At 30.2% G+C, this 18,180-nt stretch carries 19 protein-coding genes; 7 read left to right on the top strand and 12 right to left on the bottom strand.

All coding sequences use genetic code 11. From position 1 onward, the window contains the following. Positions 1-3 precede the first annotated feature (3 nt). The gene (locus tag HKP59_RS01615; RefSeq protein WP_291802887.1) at positions 4-498 is read left to right on the top strand and encodes a sigma-70 family RNA polymerase sigma factor; all 495 of its coding nucleotides are present in this window, start codon (positions 4-6) and stop codon (positions 496-498) included. A 3-nt stretch (positions 499-501) separates the two neighbouring features. Then, the gene (locus HKP59_RS01610) at positions 502-1,137 is read left to right on the top strand and encodes a hypothetical protein (RefSeq protein ID WP_291802885.1); all 636 of its coding nucleotides are present in this window, start codon (positions 502-504) and stop codon (positions 1,135-1,137) included. A 36-nt stretch (positions 1,138-1,173) separates the two neighbouring features. Here the strand turns inward: HKP59_RS01610 and HKP59_RS01605 are convergent, their stop codons facing one another. After that, positions 1,174-1,974, bottom strand: a complete 801-nt coding sequence (locus tag HKP59_RS01605) for a TIGR00266 family protein (RefSeq protein WP_291802883.1) — start codon at positions 1,972-1,974, stop codon at positions 1,174-1,176. 12 nt (positions 1,975-1,986) lie between these two features. Then, a complete protein-coding gene (locus HKP59_RS01600) occupies positions 1,987-2,451 on the bottom strand; it encodes a DUF4442 domain-containing protein (RefSeq protein WP_291802881.1) in 465 nt (154 codons plus the stop codon). 157 nt (positions 2,452-2,608) lie between these two features. Here HKP59_RS01600 and HKP59_RS01595 point away from each other — a divergent pair, with 157 nt between their 5' ends. From HKP59_RS01595 to HKP59_RS01575, 5 genes are all read left to right on the top strand, one after another. Next, the gene (locus HKP59_RS01595) at positions 2,609-2,980 is read left to right on the top strand and encodes a DUF4870 domain-containing protein (RefSeq protein WP_291802879.1); all 372 of its coding nucleotides are present in this window, start codon (positions 2,609-2,611) and stop codon (positions 2,978-2,980) included. Positions 2,981-3,011: 31 nt separating this feature from the next. Continuing rightward, positions 3,012-3,356 (top strand): PadR family transcriptional regulator, encoded by a 345-nt coding sequence (locus HKP59_RS01590; RefSeq protein ID WP_291802876.1) that lies wholly within the window; start codon positions 3,012-3,014, stop codon positions 3,354-3,356. After that, positions 3,349-5,091 carry a PspC domain-containing protein gene (locus HKP59_RS01585; RefSeq protein WP_291802873.1) on the top strand — a complete coding sequence of 581 codons (1,743 nt, stop codon included), beginning with the start codon at positions 3,349-3,351 and terminating at the stop codon, positions 5,089-5,091. The genes HKP59_RS01590 and HKP59_RS01585 overlap by 8 nt, the downstream gene beginning before the upstream one ends. 94 nt (positions 5,092-5,185) lie before the next feature. After that, positions 5,186-5,908: a head GIN domain-containing protein gene (locus tag HKP59_RS01580; RefSeq protein WP_291802871.1), complete on the top strand. Its 723-nt coding sequence runs from the start codon at positions 5,186-5,188 to the stop codon at positions 5,906-5,908. 188 nt (positions 5,909-6,096) lie between these two features. Beyond that, on the top strand, positions 6,097-7,893 hold the full coding sequence (locus HKP59_RS01575) for a hypothetical protein (protein ID WP_291802869.1): 1,797 nt from the start codon (positions 6,097-6,099) through the stop codon (positions 7,891-7,893). 53 nt (positions 7,894-7,946) lie between these two features. Here the strand turns inward: HKP59_RS01575 and HKP59_RS01570 are convergent, their stop codons facing one another. The 10 genes from HKP59_RS01570 to rpsD all read right to left on the bottom strand — a co-directional run bounded on the left by HKP59_RS01570 (position 7,947) and on the right by rpsD (position 18,124). Beyond that, positions 7,947-8,363, bottom strand: coding sequence for an Rrf2 family transcriptional regulator (locus HKP59_RS01570; protein WP_291802867.1), 417 nt, complete (start codon positions 8,361-8,363; stop codon positions 7,947-7,949). Between the two features lie 8 nt (positions 8,364-8,371). Beyond that, positions 8,372-9,319 carry a citrulline utilization hydrolase CtlX gene (gene ctlX, locus HKP59_RS01565; RefSeq protein WP_291802865.1) on the bottom strand — a complete coding sequence of 316 codons (948 nt, stop codon included), beginning with the start codon at positions 9,317-9,319 and terminating at the stop codon, positions 8,372-8,374. Between the two features lie 3 nt (positions 9,320-9,322). Then, entirely contained in the window at positions 9,323-10,237 is a 915-nt protein-coding gene (locus tag HKP59_RS01560) for an arginine deiminase family protein (protein WP_291802863.1), read from the bottom strand. Between the two features lie 75 nt (positions 10,238-10,312). Next, a complete protein-coding gene (locus HKP59_RS01555) occupies positions 10,313-11,599 on the bottom strand; it encodes a citrate synthase (protein WP_291802860.1) in 1,287 nt (428 codons plus the stop codon). Between the two features lie 205 nt (positions 11,600-11,804). Beyond that, the gene (locus HKP59_RS01550) at positions 11,805-13,115 is read right to left on the bottom strand and encodes a citrate (Si)-synthase (RefSeq protein WP_291802858.1); all 1,311 of its coding nucleotides are present in this window, start codon (positions 13,113-13,115) and stop codon (positions 11,805-11,807) included. Positions 13,116-13,372: 257 nt separating this feature from the next. Continuing rightward, positions 13,373-14,659, bottom strand: a complete 1,287-nt coding sequence (eno, locus tag HKP59_RS01545) for a phosphopyruvate hydratase (RefSeq protein ID WP_291802855.1) — start codon at positions 14,657-14,659, stop codon at positions 13,373-13,375. A gap of 138 nt (positions 14,660-14,797) precedes the next feature. After that, complete coding sequence (gene carA / locus HKP59_RS01540; RefSeq protein WP_291802853.1) at positions 14,798-15,904, bottom strand: glutamine-hydrolyzing carbamoyl-phosphate synthase small subunit; 1,107 nt, start codon at positions 15,902-15,904, stop codon at positions 14,798-14,800. A gap of 95 nt (positions 15,905-15,999) precedes the next feature. Continuing rightward, on the bottom strand, positions 16,000-16,467 hold the full coding sequence (gene rplQ, locus HKP59_RS01535) for a 50S ribosomal protein L17 (protein ID WP_291802850.1): 468 nt from the start codon (positions 16,465-16,467) through the stop codon (positions 16,000-16,002). A gap of 36 nt (positions 16,468-16,503) precedes the next feature. Next, positions 16,504-17,496, bottom strand: a complete 993-nt coding sequence (locus tag HKP59_RS01530) for a DNA-directed RNA polymerase subunit alpha (protein WP_291802847.1) — start codon at positions 17,494-17,496, stop codon at positions 16,504-16,506. Positions 17,497-17,518: 22 nt separating this feature from the next. Further along, entirely contained in the window at positions 17,519-18,124 is a 606-nt protein-coding gene (rpsD, locus tag HKP59_RS01525) for a 30S ribosomal protein S4 (protein WP_291802844.1), read from the bottom strand. Between the last annotated feature and the right edge of the window lie 56 nt (positions 18,125-18,180).

The raw sequence follows: 18,180 nt of genomic DNA, 5'->3' as shown, positions 1-18,180 counted from the left end.
CTTGTGACTAAAGAACTTGAACATAAATTTATTTCTGAATTTCAAGAAAATCAGAACATTATTCACAAAGTGTGTAGAATTTACACAAATAATCAAGAAGCTCATAATGATTTGTTTCAAGAAATCACCATTCAACTTTGGAAAGCATATCCCAAATTTAGAGGTGATTCTAAACTAAGTACTTGGATGTATAGAATTGGGCTAAACACTGCCATTACACTGTATAGAAAATCTAAAAGAACTATAAAAACACAAGATTTTGATACAGTACTACATAGAATTCAATCTACTAGTTATGATGATACAGAAGAGGAACAATTAAAACTAATGTATAAAGCAATTCATCAATTATCAGATATTGATAAAGCATTAATTTTTTTATACTTAGAAGATAAAAATTATAAAGAAATATCTGAAACTATTGGTATTTCAGAAGTGAATGCAAGAGTGAAAATGAACAGAATTAAAACTCGACTTAAAACAATATTAAATCCGTAAACTATGGATGAATTAGATTTACTGAAAAAAGACTGGAAGAAGCAAGATGCTGATTATCCAAAATTATCATATGAAGAAATTTATACGATAGTTCATAAAAAATCGTCTTCTGTTGTAAAGTGGATATTTATAATTTGCATTGCTGAATTAATATTTTGGAATGTAATTAATTTATTAATTCCTGATAGTTATTTTGAAATTTATGAAAAGTTACATTTAAAAACTGTACTATCTATATCATATGTGATTCATTATGCTGTTGTGATTGGTTTTATTTATTTATTTTATAAAAATTACAATTCCATTTGTGTTATAGACAGTACAAACTTATTAATGAAGAAAATTATAAGAACTAGAAGAACTGTTAATTATTACGTTTATTATAACATTATAGCTACTATTATTTTATCTTTCATTATCAATTTTATGATGTTTTCTGATGAAGAACTTTTAATGCAAGTTTTTAATCCTAAAAACTTAGATATTGGAGGTGATAAATTATTTAATATTTTATTGATTAGCCAAGTTATTGGCCTTGTAATAATAATTCTTTTCTTATGGATATATTACCGAATTATTTATGGTATTCTATTAAAAAAATTAAATAAAAACTATAAAGAATTGGCTACTTTAGAATAATAAAAAAAACCGGATTAAATCCGGTTTTTTTTATTACTAAATTCTGTTATCACCATCTATTAAGTCTCCTATTCCACCAAGTATACTACCTTCTCCTCTTGTTTTATTTCCTGTTTTAGGAGCTAATGCTAAAACTCTTCCTGCTAATCGACTAAACGGTAAAGATTGTACGTAAACTGTCCCGGGCCCTTTTAATGTAGCAAAAAACAAACCTTCACCTCCAAACACGGTGTTTTTAATTCCCCCAACAAATTCAATATCATAATTAACATCCTTGGTAAACCCAACAACACAACCAGTATCAACTTTTAAAACTTCACCTGCTTTTAATTCTTTTTTAGACATGTTACCTCCTGCGTGAACAAACGCCATTCCATCTCCTTCTAATTTTTGCATAATAAAACCTTCACCACCAAATAAACCTCTACCCAATTTTTTTGAGAACTCAATTCCTACCGAAACTCCTTTAGCTGCGCATAAAAATGCATCTTTTTGGCAAATAAACTTACCTCCCATTTCACTTAAATCAATTGGAAAAATTTGACCTGGGTATGGAGCTGCAAATGAAACCTTTTTTTTACCGCTTCCAACGTTTGAAAAAACAGTCATAAATAAGCTCTCTCCTGTTAATAATCTTTTCCCTGCTGAAAAGAGTTTCCCTAAAATACCTTCATCTTGGTTAGAACCATCTCCAAAAATAGTTTCCATTTGTATTCCCTCATGCATCATCATAAAACTACCAGATTCGGCAACAACGCCTTCTTGAGGATCTAATTCAATTTCGATAAATTGCATTTCTTCCCCTATTATTTCGTAATCAATTTCGTGTGCATTCATAGTTTAAATTTTTTATTTTTTACCTGTTTTTAATTTTATACTCCATTCAAATTCATAAGCAGAAACCTGTTCTCCATTTTCATTAACACCAATAGATTTCATAAGAATTGTTTGACCTTCTCCCGTTTTAATAGTTCTTTTCAAAGCATCATCAATTAAACTACCATCGTTACAAGTAAAGGTTATTAAACCTACAGCTTTTTTAGTAAATGTCCCGTTGTGGTTTGTTACTAGCATTGAAACGCGTTGACCACTTTCCTTAATTTTTTTTATAACAATGGCTCCTGTTGTAAGTTCTGCAGCCATTGATTGTACCGCAAAATACATGGAATTAAATGGATTCTGATTGATCCACCTATGCTTCACTTTAACCACAGATTTAGTATCATCAAGCTCTTTTAGTTTTACACCGCATAAAAACGCTGATGGCAATTTAAACATCAAAAACTTATTCATATTTTTTACAGTCACCTCCATATAAAATCTTTATTATTTTGAGGTCAAGTTACTCAAAATAAATGAGCGTTAAAAAATGTTTATTTGTTAAATAAATGTTAAATTAAGGTACTATGTGTTGCATACTACTGTTTATTATTTATATATTTGCATAAGAAATTACTATATACTTTTAATTATGATCACACAAAACGATAAAAACTACAGCTCAATTACACACTTAAGCGGTTTTGCGGGGTGGTTTTTCCCCTTTGGAAACATTATCGCTCCATTAGTTCTTTGGACTGCTAAAAAAAATGAAAGCGCTTATATAGATACTCACGGAAAATCTGCTGTGAATTTCCAGCTTAGTTTAATCGTATACGGATTTTTATTAGCAATCTTATTTGTTCCTATAGCAATATTCACTTTAGGACTTGGTATTATTGCAATTATTATAGGAATAATACCTGCAATATTATTAAAAATTGCACTTATTATTTTAGCAAGCATGAAAGCAAATAGTGGCGAATATTATACGTATCCTTTCACTATAGAATTTATTAAATAGCAATATGCTTTTAACTCTTAAATCTTAACTTATGAAGATAGAAAATACAAAAGCTCAAATGCGAAAAGGAGTTTTAGAATACTGTATACTTTCCATTTTACAACATGGAGATGCCTACACATCTGAGATCTTATCGCATTTAAAAGACGCAAAATTATTAGTTGTAGAGGGTACCGTTTATCCTTTACTAACTCGATTAAAAAACGCTGGTCTACTTAGCTATCGCTGGGAAGAATCAACTTCTGGACCACCACGAAAATATTATGCCTTAACAGAAACTGGTAAATTATTTTTAAAAGAATTGAATGGCACTTGGAGTGACCTTGTAGAAGCAGTAAATATAGTAACTACCAAAAAATCAACAAAAAATGAATAAGACAATAAATATTAATTTAGGAGGCATTTTCTTTCACATTGATGAAATAGCTTATCAAAAGCTAAAACTTTATTTAGATGCCATAAGACGATCTTTAAGTGATGATCCACAAGGTAGAGATGAAATATTAAATGATATTGAGCATCGAATTGGTGAATTACTTTCTGAAAGAGTAAAAGACGAACGTCAAGTTGTTAACGAAAATGACATTGATGAAATCACTAAAATTATGGGAAAACCAGAAGATTATTTAGTGGATGAGGAAATATTTGAAGACGAACCATCATACAGACCTAAAAGTTCTTCCAAAAAATTATTTAGAGATGGTGAAGATAAGTTTTTAGGTGGTGTTTCTTCTGGTTTAGCACATTATTTAGGTATCGACTCCTTATGGGTACGCCTAATCTGGATAGTATTAGTTGTTGCAGGATTTGGAACGGGAATTCCAATTTATATTTTACTTTGGATATTAATTCCTGAAGCGACAACAACAGCCGAAAAATTACAAATGAAAGGCGAGCCAGTAAATATTAGTAATATTGAAAAAAAAATTAGAGAAGAATTTCAAGATGTTTCATCTCGCGTAAAGGATGGGGTAAACGATGTTACTAGTAAAGTTAGAAACACTGAATTTCAGAATAAAGCAAAATCGGGTTTACAAGATGTCATTGAAACTTTAACTAAAATTTTTCTTGCAATATTTAATGTATTTGGGAAATTTATTGGAGCGCTACTCATTTTAGTTGCTTCCCTTACTTTAATAGGACTAATTATTGGTGCCTTTTCGTGGGGTGGAATTGAAATATTAGGGTTTGGTGAGGAATTCGTAACGTATCCTCCATTCGTATTCGATTCAATAATGCCTAGTTGGTTAATTATTATATTTGGATTTATTGCAATTGGAATTCCGTTTGTTGTTTTGTTTATGTTAGGTTTAAAAATAATATCAAGCAATGTTAAGTCTTTCAGCACAACTACAAAATTATCATTACTTGGTATTTGGATAATTTCACTACTAGGATTAGGTTTGGCAATAGCAGACTTTGCAACTAGAACAGCATATGATGGTGTACACAACCAAACTGAAGAATTACCATTAATTGCAAGTGATACGCTTAAAGTAAAGATGATTGGGAATGACAATTTATCAACTTATAAAGAATTAAGAAGACGTTATAACTCTGAAACAGTTATTGACAACGATATTCAAAAATTATATTCAACAAGAATAAATGTAGATGTAAAACCTACAGATAATACAATTGGATATGTTAAAATAAGAAAAGAATCAGAAGGAAAAAGTCGTTTAAGTGCTAATAATGATGCAGAATCTATAGAATATCAATTTAACTTAAATGATAAAAATTTAGAATTAAACGGATATTTCTTATCTGACTTTAAACATAAATTTAAAGATCAATTAATTGATGTAACGATTTATTTACCTGTTTATTCATTAATTTATTTAGACAATTCTACTCGTACGTTCTTAGATGATGTAGATAATATTCAAGAAATTCGCGATAGAGATATGCCAAAGCACTATTATAAAATGACAGAGAACGGACTAGAATGTTTAGATTGTGATCCAGATATTTTTGGAGATTCATTTAAAAGAGACAATGAACATTTTAATTTAAACATTGATAGAAATGGTTTGGAGATTAAAGTAAAAGATAACGACGGAGGAGATGCTGAAATTAAATTAGACGAAAACGGCTTAATCATTAAATAGTTACAATTCAAACAATAAATTCAACAACTTGGCCATAATATATTTTAACTAACCAAGTTTAAAAATATATTTGAACAAACAAAAACATTATATTATGAAAACTTTGACAAGGATAACGGCAATACTAGTGCTACTTATTACAACATCGTCTTGCTTTATGGAAAGTATTACGGGAATTAAAGGGAATGGAAATGTAGTTTCAGAAGATAGAAAAATTAGTTCAGATTTTGATGCCATTAAAGTACAACAAGGAATTAGTTTATATCTAACCCAAGGAAATTCAACAGAATTAAATGTAGAAGCTGATGAAAATATCTTAGAATTATTAATTACAGAAGTTAAAAATGGAGAATTAAAAGTATACTTTGAGAAAAATGTATATCGCGCAAAAAAGCGAAATGTGTATGTAACTACAAAAGAAATTTCCAAAATAAGTACGTCGAGCGGGGCTTCAGTAAAATCTGAAAATACCCTACAAACCACTAAATTAGAACTTGATTCAAGTAGCGGAAGCTCAATTAAAATTTATGTAAACGCTACAGATATAACCAGTGAATGTTCGAGCGGAGCAGACATTGATATTTATGGAAAAACAGAAACATTTTCAGCTAACGCTAGTAGCGGAAGTACAATTGATGCTGACGAACTAGAAGCAATAGATGTCCTTGCAAAAGCTAGTAGCGGAGCAAATATAGATGTGCAAGTAAAAGGTAATTTAACGGCCAAAGCTAGTAGCGGTGGAGATATTGATTATGAAGGTGGACCTACAAGTATCAACAAAGACACCTCTTCAGGTGGTAGTGTATCAGGAAGCTAATTCCAATTTATATATTTAAATTGTTAAGCCAGTTCAACTCGTGTGAACTGGCTTTTTTTAAAAGAATATTTATTCATAATAATATCACAATTTTATCAAAAGTATGACAATAGTCAACTAGTTTGAAAACAAGTTGTTTACTTTTACGTTTGATTTAAGAATAAAAGCTAAATTAAAACATAACTAATATGCGTAAAAAAAACAACCCTCACTCATTTCATATTCCTGTGATGGGGCTTGCTTTTACAATAGATAGTCCAATTAAAGTTGCAAAATATGGTATTTCATCAGTTGTTTCAATTGTAGATGATGTGTTAATTGAAAAGATGAATGAATATTATTCTTCAAAATTTGAAATTCCTTTTAAAGCAATTTCAACGAAAGTTGAAGATTATAGGGCGAAGAGAATTACATCGTATCTAAATACGGTTGATACTATTGTAAAACATAAATTTGAAACACTCAAAAAGAGTTTCGAAGAAAAAAGTAGTGAGTTTGAGAAATATATGGACATGCTTCCTGATTTTTCCGAAGTAAAACAAAACTTCTTAGAAACGATTCAAAATAATCATTTAAAAAAAGACATCTCTAATTGGATACAAAATAATTTGATGCCAGGTGCTATTGACGTAAATATTATGACTAAGCTTGACAAGGATAATTATAATAAAAATGAATTATTACCATCTGAATTTAATGATGCCCATGCGGCACTGAGAGGTTTTGCCAATAGTAATTTAGAATCATCTGTTGTGCTTTCTGCGGGTATGAATCCTAGATTATATAGCTATTTTGAGAAATTTAATGATTTCTATCCAGATGAAAATGGTTTTCAAAAAAAGAAAATTATTTTGAAAGTTAGCGATTATAGATCAGCCTTAATTCAAGGTAAATTTTTAGCTAAAAAAGGATTATGGGTTTCTGAATATAGAATTGAATCTGGTTTAAATTGTGGTGGTCATGCGTTTGCTTCTGATGGTTACTTAATGGGACCTATTTTAGAGGAATTTAAAAATCATAAAAACGATTTAATTTCTGATGTCCACAATATATTGATTGCTGCTTTAAACCATAAAGGGAAAAGCATACCAAATGTTCCTTTAGAATTAAAAATTACCGCTCAAGGTGGTGTTGGAACTTCAGAAGAACACGAATTTTTATTAGATAATTATAATATCGATTCTGTAGGATGGGGAACCCCTTTTTTATTAGTCCCTGAAGCTTCAACAGTTGATAAACAAACAATTGATACTTTAAAAGTAGCAAAAGAAAAGGATTTATTTTTAAGTAATATTTCTCCTTTAGGCGTTCCTTTTAATAGTTTAAGAGGAAACACAAACGAAATTCTTAAAAATGAAAGAATAGCAAACAACAAAGCCGGAAGTTCATGTCCTAAGAAATTTTTAGCATCGAATAAAGATTTTTCAGAAAAAGTAATTTGTACCGCGTCAAAAAAGTTTCAAACGATGAAGCTAAATGAATTAAAAGATGAGTGCTTAACTTCTGACGAATATTCTAAGAAATCAAGTCAAATTACTGATAAAGCTTGTTTATGCGAGGGTTTATCAAATGCTGCCTTAATTAATTATAATCTGGATCAAAAAGGAGAAGACCAAGGAGTTGCTATTTGTCCCGGCCCAAATATGGCATATTTTTCAAAAGAACTTTCTTTAAAAGAAATGATAAACCACATTTATGGTAAAGCAAATGTAATTGCAACAAATAATCGACCACATATGTTTATCAAAGAATTATCTATGTATGTTGATTATTTTTCTAATAAAGTAGATGAATTAAAAGATTCACTCAATAGTAAAAACGAAAAATATTTAACAACATTTCAAAGTAATTTAAATGATGGTATTGAATATTACCAAGATTTATTTTCCAATTTTGAAGTAAACAAAGAAAATTTATTAAACGATTTGCAGCATTTAAAAAACAAATTGTTTAATGTTCATATACCAATTTTAGTTAAAATATAGTTCTAAAAAAAGCCTTTCATTTGAAAGGCTTTTTTTATTTAATTTCTCACAACTTATTCTCCACAATGAAAATTTGCAAGTGTTTTATTTTCAAGTATTTTTAAAGTACTATCTCTAACTTCTGCCATTAAAATACTCAAACTACATTCTTCCTCATTTATACAATCATCACACTTTTCATAATAATTTAAGCTTACACAAGGTAACATTGCAATTGGACCTTCTAGAACTCTCATAATAGTTGAGATCTTGATCTCTTTTGGATTTTGAAGTAAGAAATAACCACCTCCTTTTCCTTTTTTTGAAGAAAGTATTCCGCTTTTTTTTAACGTTAATAAAATACTTTCTAAATATTTTTGAGATATATTTTCGGATTCAGAAATCTCAGAAATCAAAACCGGTTCATTTTTCTTCTTCTTTGCTAAATAGCTTAGTGCTTTAAGTCCATATTTTGTTTTTTTAGAAAGCATTCTTAAAATTAAGCTAGTTGTTTGTTCTTAGGTAAAAATACATCAGCCATCATACAACGTGCACTTCCACCACCACACGCTTCAATTGTATCTAAAGAACTATTTACTAAAGTACCGTGTTTTTTAAGTTGGTTTATTTGTTGCTTTGTTAAACTTTCATATGCTGATTTTGACATTACAATATAACGCTCATTGTTTTTCCCAATTACTTGTAACATATTTCCGGCAAAATTATTTACTTGATCTTCAGATATAATAATTACTTCTTTACGATCTTCCTTTAAATGTTTTAACACATTTTTACGATCTTTTTTATCGTCTATACTATCTAAACATATTACAGCAAAATTTTCACCTAGACACATCATCACATTGGTATGATATATTGGTAGTCGCTTACCATTCACTGTTTGGTATGATATAAATGGAACAGGAGTATATTCAAAATCTTCACAAAATTCAATAAATAAATCTTCATCAGCTCTTGGAGATAGAGAGCAATACGCTTTTCTGTTGACTCTATCTAAAAGCAAACTTCCGGTACCTTCTAAAAATATCTCTTCGGCTTCAGCAGAGGTATAGTCAATCATGTTTTCAATAACAAACCCTAAGCTTTCTAACGTTTGAAAAATATCATCTCTTCTTTCTAAACGTCTATTTTCGGCAAACATAGGATATATAGCTACATCACCATTTTGATGAAATGACATCCAATTATTTGGGAAAATCGAATCTGGTGTATCAAATTCTTTTGTATCGTCAATTACTATAACCTCAACCCCAATTTCTCGTAATTTATTAGCATGATTATCAAACTCTTGTAAAGCCTTAAATTGAATTGTTTCAGGAGTTAAACCATCTAATACTTTTTGATAATAATTATTTACTGCAGTTTGTTCATTTGTACGAAATGAAACTGGTCGAACCATTAATATGGTATTTGTAATTTGTCTCATAATTTAATCTCTTATTAATGGCATTGTTGAACATCTTAGTAAACCCTCTTGCTTTGCAATTTCAGCATATGGAATTTCTTCAACAATAAATCCTTGAGCTCTCAACCAGCTATTTAATCTGGTAAAATTTTGTTCAGATACGATAACTTTATCTGAAATTGAAAATACATTTGAAAACATTTGATACATTTCATCTTTTGAAATATGGAATAAATTATCTGCTCCAAATAAATCTAACAAATAATTATAATCATTCACATCTCTGAAACCTTCCTTATGTATAATTGCCTTACTTTTACCAACTGGCTGAAAACAGCAATCCAAATGTAATGCATTTTCTCTAGCATTTGTATTTGATTTCACCAAATCAAATTCTTTAACAATTTTATTCGGAAATATTTTTTTTATAAAATTAACTGCCTTCATATTTGTGCGGGCCGTAATGTAATTTTTATAATCATCTCCTTTGTAAGTTCCAATAAATATATGATTATTCCATAACATAACATCTCCACCTTCAAAATGAATATCATCTGTGGTTTCAATTATTTTAGAAGGTTCAATTTGATTTAATACGTGCTGAATAGCTTCAATTTCTTTTTCTCTATCAGGTAAAATGTTTGATTTAATCAATGTATCTCCAATAACAAAAGCAATATCCCTAGAAAATATTTGATTGTAATCTTCAATAACATTAGGTCTGTAAACCTTTACATTGTATTTTTCAAAAACTTTATTAAAAGCTTGCATTTCAAAAACCATATCTTTTTCTAAAGGATAGGTTCCTGCTTCTATATGTTCTCTTGATTTAGGATCATAAGCATCTTCTAATTTTGGAGTTGGTCCATTATTTTTTGCAATTCCCAAAACCACAGCCCTTAAGCGAGAAGTTTCATCTTGAACATTTAGTTTCATCATATACTATTTATTTAAGCGTAAAAATAAAAAAACCTCATAGATTAATATGAGGTTTTAAATATAATTTAAAAATATTTACCTTTTTTCAAATGGAAGAAAAGAACGTAGTGTTTCTCCAGTATATAATTGACGTGGTCTTCCAATTGGCTCACCATTTTCACGCATTTCTTTCCATTGAGCAATCCAGCCTGGTAATCTTCCAATTGCAAACATTACTGTAAACATTGAAACTGGAATTCCCAAAGCTCTGTAAATAATTCCTGAATAGAAATCTACATTTGGATATAATTTACGCTCTGCAAAATATTCATCTTTTAAAGCTACTTCTTCTAAATGCTTTGCTATATCTAAAATAGGATCATTTAAATTTAAATCTTCAAACAACTCATCAGCAGCATTTTTAATAATTCGTGCTCTTGGGTCAAAGTTTTTATATACTCTGTGCCCAAATCCCATTAAACGGAAAGGATCATTCTTATCTTTTGCTTTTGCAATATACTTAGCTACGTCACCTCCATCTTTTTGAATGGCTTCTAACATTTCTATTACCGCTTGGTTTGCTCCTCCATGAAGAGGTCCCCAAAGAGCAGAAACTCCAGCAGCAAGTGAAGCGAATAAACCAGCTCCTGATGAACCAACTATTCTCACCGTTGAAGTTGAACAATTTTGTTCGTGATCTTCGTGCAAGATTAATAATTCATCTAACGCTTTTACTGCTATTGGGTTTATTTTATAATCCTCAGTTGGAATTTTAAACATAAGCTGCATTAGGTTTTCAATATATCCTAAAGAATTGTCGGCATAATTAAGAGGTAATCCATGATTTCTTCTATGAGCCCAAGTTGCTAATACAGGAAATTTACCTAATATTTTAACGATAGCATTGTACATGTCTTCCTTAGAATTTATATCAACTACACCTGGATTAAACGATGTTAATGCACTTGTAAAAGAAGACAGCATACCCATAGGATGAGCTGATTTTGGAAAACCAACAACTATATCTTTCATCTCTTCATTAACTAAAGAATGTGATTTAATATCATCTTCAAACTTCTTGAGTTCAGCTTTAGTTGGTAATTCGCCAAAAATTACTAAAAATGCAACCTCTAAAAAACTTGCCTTTTTGGTTAACTCTTCAATTGCATAACCACGATGTCTTAAAATTCCTTTCTCACCATCTAAAAAGGTGATTTTACTTTCGCAAGATCCGGTGTTTTTAAAACCTGGATCTAATGTTATTACTCCATTTGTTGAACCTCTTAAAGTACTAATATCAATGGCAGTTTCATTTTCAGGCCCCTTAAAAACAGGAAATTCAAATTTTTTACCATCTAATTCTAAAATTGCTTTATCTGACATATTTCTTAATATATTTTAATGTAATTATACTATTATTTTCTGAGTAACGAATTTAAGGAATTTTAAGCAATTTAAGTTACAAATATTATTAATGATTTGTTAATTATACTTAAACTAAATTAAACAAAAAAAGTCGAGAAAATCTCGACTTTTTAAGCAAACAATTTGTTTAAATATTTAATAACAATTAATTTGAGTCAACCAATTATTTTTTAATTCCAACCATTTTTTCAAGCATATCGGTGGTAACCGATTTTGGTCTTTCTAAAGAATAACCTAATGCTCTATCCCAGATTATATTTGAAAGTACACCAAATGCCCGTCCTATTGAGAATAGAACTGTATAAAAATCATACTCACGCACACCATAATGCCATTGAACAACTCCAGATTGTGCATCTACATTAGGCCAAGGGTTTTTAGCTTTTCCTTGTTCTACTAAAATATCAGGCACAACTTTATATAAAGCATCTACATATTTAAATATTTTATCATCTGGTAAATGTTTTAAACAAAACTCACGCTGCACAGTATAACGAGGGTCTGTTTTTCTTAAAACTGCATGACCGTATCCAGGAATTACTTGTCCGCTATTTAAAGTATCCCACACATATTTTTTCATTTCTTCCTCAGTTGGTTCTTCTCCTCCCATTTGCTCAATTAACCCTTGTAACCAACGTAATACCTCTTGATTTGCTAAACCATGTAAAGGCCCCGCTAAACCATTAATCATTGCAGAAGTTGCATAATATACATCAGACAATGAACTAGCCACTAAATGTCCTGTGTGTGCACTTACATTTCCACTTTCGTGATCTGCATGAATAATAAAATACATACGAGATACATCATCATACGGTTTATCTTTTCCCATCATATATGCAAAATTTGCACCTAAATCTAGAGTAGGATCTGGATATCTGTGCCCTTTTTCAGGACTATATAATTTATTATAAATATAAGCGCCAATTAGAGGCATTTTAGCTAGCAAATTTGTTGAGTCTTCATAAGTTGAATCCCAGTAATCCATTTTACTCATTCCCTTTTTATATTTTATATTGAAATGAGATTCTCTTTCTAAGCTCATAACTGCAGCAGAAAGAATTGCCATCGGATGGCTATTGCTTGGAAATGCATCAATAACATCCCAAACGTAACGAGGTATCATTCTGCGATTATTAAAATCAACCATTAAATCTTCAACTTCAGTTTGAGTTGGAATATCACCTGTTAACAAAAGATGGTATAATCCTTCAACATAAGGCATTTCAGCTCCTTCTGGCTTTGGAAGTTTTTCCAAAACTTCAGGAAGCGTAAAACCTCTATAACGAATTCCTTCAAACGGATCTAGATAAGAAATATCAGTTACTAAACTTTTAATACCTCTCATACCTCCAATAGCCTGTGCTACAGTTACTTTATCTATAACCTTATCTCCGTGCTCTTTTAATAATTTAGTAGTTCTTAACCTGTGTAATTGAATTTTTTCGTGCAATTTATGTTTCAAAGTGTTCATAATATTTAACCTTTTAATAATTATTCCCATAAATTTACAACTGAAACCATTATTAAAACCTGATATTTATCATGTTGAAACTTAGATGTAACAATTATTACCTTGAAAAACAAGCACTTATAAACATCAGTTTTAATTGAATTGTAACCTGATAATATCTTTAAAAATAAAAACCAGTGAAGTCTATTTCACTGGTTTTTAAAATTTTATATGTATACTATCAATCTAATTGATTGACTTTTTAGAGCTATTTAAAATTATATTTTAAAAGCATTGTCCTGAGGATAATATGCTACAGCTCCTAATTCTTCTTCAATTCTTAATAACTGATTATATTTTGCCATTCTATCTGAACGTGAAGCTGAACCTGTTTTTATTTGACCAGTATTCAACGCAACAGCTAAATCCGCAATAGTATTATCTTCTGTTTCTCCAGAACGGTGAGACATTACAGATGTATAACCCGCATTATGAGCCATATTTACAGCAGCTATAGTTTCTGTTAACGTACCAATTTGGTTTACCTTTATTAAAATTGAATTTGCAATACCATTTTCAATACCTCTAGAAAGTCTTTCTACATTTGTAACAAATAAATCATCACCAACTAATTGAACTTTATCTCCAATTTGCTCTGTTAAATATTTCCAACCTTCCCAGTCATTCTCATCCATTCCATCTTCAATTGAAATAATTGGGTATTTTTCCGCTAATTCAGCTAAATAATCTGCTTGCTCTTCTGAAGTTCTTATAACTCCTTTATCACCTTCGAATTTAGTATAATCATACTTTCCATCAACATAAAATTCTGCCGCAGCACAATCTAATGCTAGCTTAACTTCATCTCCGGGTTTATATCCTGCATTTTCAATCGCTTTTAATACGGTTTCAATTGCATCTTCAGTTCCATCAAATGTAGGTGCAAATCCTCCTTCATCTCCAACTGCAGTACTTAAGCCTCTATCGTGGATTAATTTTTTAAGATTGTGAAATATTTCACTACCCATTTTAATTGCCTCAGTAAAGTTTTTAGCTTTTATAGGCATAATCATAAATTCTTGGAAGGCAATTGGTGCATCTGAATGAGAACCTCCATTTATAATATTCATCATTGGTACTGGAAGTGTATTTGCACTAACACCACCCACATAACGATATAATGGGATTTCTAATTCATTTGCTGCTGCTTTTGCTACCGCTAATGAAACTCCTAAAATTGCATTGGCTCCTAACTTAGATTTATTTTTTGTACCATCTAAATCAATCATTACTTGATCAATTAGATTTTGTTCAAAAACTGAAATTCCTAGCAACTCTTCTGCAATAATTTCATTTACATTTTTTACTGCTGTTAGGACTCCTTTACCCATATAATCTTTACCTCCATCACGAAGTTCCATTGCTTCATGTTCTCCTGTTGAAGCTCCAGATGGAACAGCCGCTCTACCTAAAATTCCATTTTCAGTTACTACATCTACTTCTACTGTTGGATTTCCTCTTGAATCAAATATTTGTCGTGCATGAACACTTATAATCATACTCATTTTATTGTAATTTTATTGGTTATTTTTTGTGTTTCAAAGTTACGCATTTCATACGTAATTATCTTTTTAATTTAATCCCTTATTGCGATAACGTTTTCGCTTTTTTAAAACGTGTAAAACATTTAATGAAAATTAATACTATTTTTTTGATTCCTTAATATTCTCGATAAACTGATCGAATAAATAAGATGAATCATGCGGCCCTGGACTAGCTTCAGGATGATATTGTACTGAAAAACAATTCTTATTTTTCATCTTCATTCCTGCAAGTGTTTCATCATTTAAATGGATATGAGTTACTTCAAAATCTTTATGATTTTCAACTTCTTCTCTCTTTACAACAAACCCATGATTTTGTGATGTAACTTCTCCTTTCCCTGTAATAATATTTTTAACAGGATGGTTAATTCCTCGATGACCATTATGCATTTTATATGTTGAAATTCCATTTGCTAAGGCAATGACTTGATGCCCTAAACATATCCCAAACAAAGGAATATCTCTTTTAATAATTTCTTTTGCTAATTCTTGAGCTTCTTTTAAAGGTTCTGGATCTCCAGGACCGTTAGACAAAAAGAAACCATCAGGTTGAAAAGCATTCATTTCTTCAAAACTAGCATTGTATGGAAATACTTTAATATAACATCCTCTACTCACTAAATTCTTTAATATATTCTTTTTGATACCTATGTCTAATGCCGAAATTTTATATGGTGCGTTAGCCTCTCCATAAAAATAAGATTCTTTAGTCGAAACTTTTGAGGCTAACTCTAACCCTTTCATATTTGGAATAGATTTTAGTTTCTCCTTTAACACCTTTAAATCTGTTTCAGTAGAAATTACCGCATTCATAGCTCCTTTATCTCTTATATAACGAACAACAGCTCTTGTATCTATATCAGAAATTGCTAAAACCTTTTCCTTTTCAAAATAATTTTCTAAAGATCCATCGGCGCCATATCTAGAATAATTAAAACTGAAATTCTTACAAACTAATCCTGCAATTTTAATTGAATCAGATTCAACTTCATTATTATTTACACCATAATTTCCAATATGAGCATTTGTTGCTAACATTAATTGACCAAAGTAAGAAGGGTCTGTAAATATTTCTTGATATCCAGTCATACCGGTATTATAACATATTTCACCAAAAGAAGTTCCGTCAATACCAATAGACTTTCCTTCAAATACAGTACCATCTGCTAATAATAATATTGCTTTTTTTCGCTGAGTATATTTCATTCTTTCATCATTTACTTTATTCGTTTTCAAATATAAAAAAAAGGATAAACTAAATTTAGCTTATCCTTTTAATGTTATTAACTAGTTTTCATTAGTTAGTTCGTTTCTTTGCTTTCTTCGGCAGATTCAACAGTTGTTTCAACTTTTTTTGATCTACCTCTACGCGTAGTTTTCTTTTTCTTGGCTCCATTCGGATTATAAGTAGTATTATAATCAACTAGTTCAACCATTGCCATTGGTGCATTATCACCTTGACGATTTCCTAATTTTATAATACGCACATATCCACCTGGTCTATCTGCCACTTTTACAGAAACTTCTTTAAATAATTCAGTAACTGCATACTTATTTCTTAAATAGCTAAATACAACTCTACGATTATGAGTAGTATCATCTTTAGATTTAGTAATTAAAGGCTCAACAAATTGACGTAAAGCTTTAGCTTTAGCAACAGTTGTATTAATACGTTTGTGCTCAATTAAAGAACATGCCATATTAGCAAACATAGCTTTTCTGTGCGCTGTTTGTCTTCCTAAGTGATTAAATTTCTTTCCGTGTCTCATCTCTTATCTTGTCTTAATTAAAACCAAAGTTTTAACTTAATCTTTATCTAATTTATATTTACCTAAATCCATACCAAAATTTAAACCTTTATTGTGAACTAATTCATCTAATTCAGTTAAAGATTTTTTTCCGAAGTTACGGAACTTCATTAAGTCATTTTTGTTAAATGATACTAAGTCTCCTAATGTATCAACTTCTGCCGCTTTTAAACAATTTAGTGCTCGTACGGATAAGTCCATATCAACTAATTTTGTTTTTAACAATTGACGCATATGTAATGATTCTTCATCATATGTTTCTGTTTGTGCAATTTCATCAGCTTCCAAAGTAATACGCTCATCCGAAAATAACATGAAATGGTGTATTAATATTTTAGCAGCCTCAGTTAAAGCGTCTTTTGGTGCAATTGATCCATCTGTAGTAATATCAAAAACTAATTTTTCATAATCTGTTTTTTGTTCTACACGGAAGTTTTCTACACCATATTTTACATTAATTATTGGTGTGAAAATTGAATCTGTAAAAATAGTTCCTAGTGCAACACCAGTCTTTTTATTTTCATCAGCAGGAACAAACCCTCTTCCCTTTTCAATAGAAATCTCAAAATCAAGTTTAACAGATTTTTCCATATTACAAATTACTAAATCATGATTTAACACTTGAAATCCTGAAATAAATTTTTGTAAATCTCCAGCTGTTAATTGCTCTTGATTAGAAATTGAGATGCTTACAGTTTCTCTTTCTGAGTCATCAATTTGTTTTTTAAAACGTACTTGTTTTAAGTTTAAAATGATTTCAGTAACATCCTCTACAACACCTTTAATTGTAGAAAATTCATGTTCGATACCTTCTATACGAAGTGATGTAATTGCAAAACCTTCTAAAGAAGATAATAGTACTCTTCTCAAAGCATTTCCTACAGTTAAACCAAATCCTGGTTCAAGAGGTCTAAACTCGAATCTACCACTATAATCAGTAGAATCAATCATTATTACTTTATCGGGCTTTTGAAAATTTAAAATTGCCATAATTGAATTGGTATCTTTAAGATTATTTAGAGTATAACTCTACTATTAATTGCTCCTTGATATTTTCTGGAATTTGCATTCTTTCTGGAACACTAACAAAATTACCTTGTTTTGTTTCAGAATTCCACGAAAGCCATTCATAAACATCATTTCTTGCTGCTAAAGAATCTTCAATTGCAGTTAATGATTTCGATTTTTCTCTTACAGCTACAACATCCCCTGCGTTTAAAGTATATGAAGGAATACTAACAATTTCACCATTTACAGTAATGTGACGGTGAGAAACTAATTGTCGAGCTGCACTACGACTAGGAGCAACACCCAATCTAAACACAACGTTATCTAAACGAGCTTCACAAAGTTGTAATAAGATTTCACCTGTTACTCCAGACGAAGCAGATGCTTTTTTAAATAAGTTTGAAAACTGTCTTTCTAAAATACCATACGTATATTTAGCTTTTTGCTTCTCAGACAACTGCATTGCGTATTCAGATTTTTTTCCTCTACGTCTGTTATTACCATGTTGTCCTGGAGGATAATTTCTTTTTTCAAAAGATTTATCTTCTCCAAATATTGCTTCTCCGAATTTACGTGCAATTTTTGTTTTTGGTCCTGTATATCTTGCCATTTTTTATTATTATATGATAGGGATTATGAATTAAGGCTAATCCTTCGATAATCTAA

Source organism: Lutibacter sp. (assembly GCF_013041805.1).
Lineage (GTDB): Bacteria > Bacteroidota > Bacteroidia > Flavobacteriales > Flavobacteriaceae > Lutibacter.
Note: the sequence above shows the minus strand (reverse complement) of the source record. Positions and strands in the feature narration are given on the sequence as shown.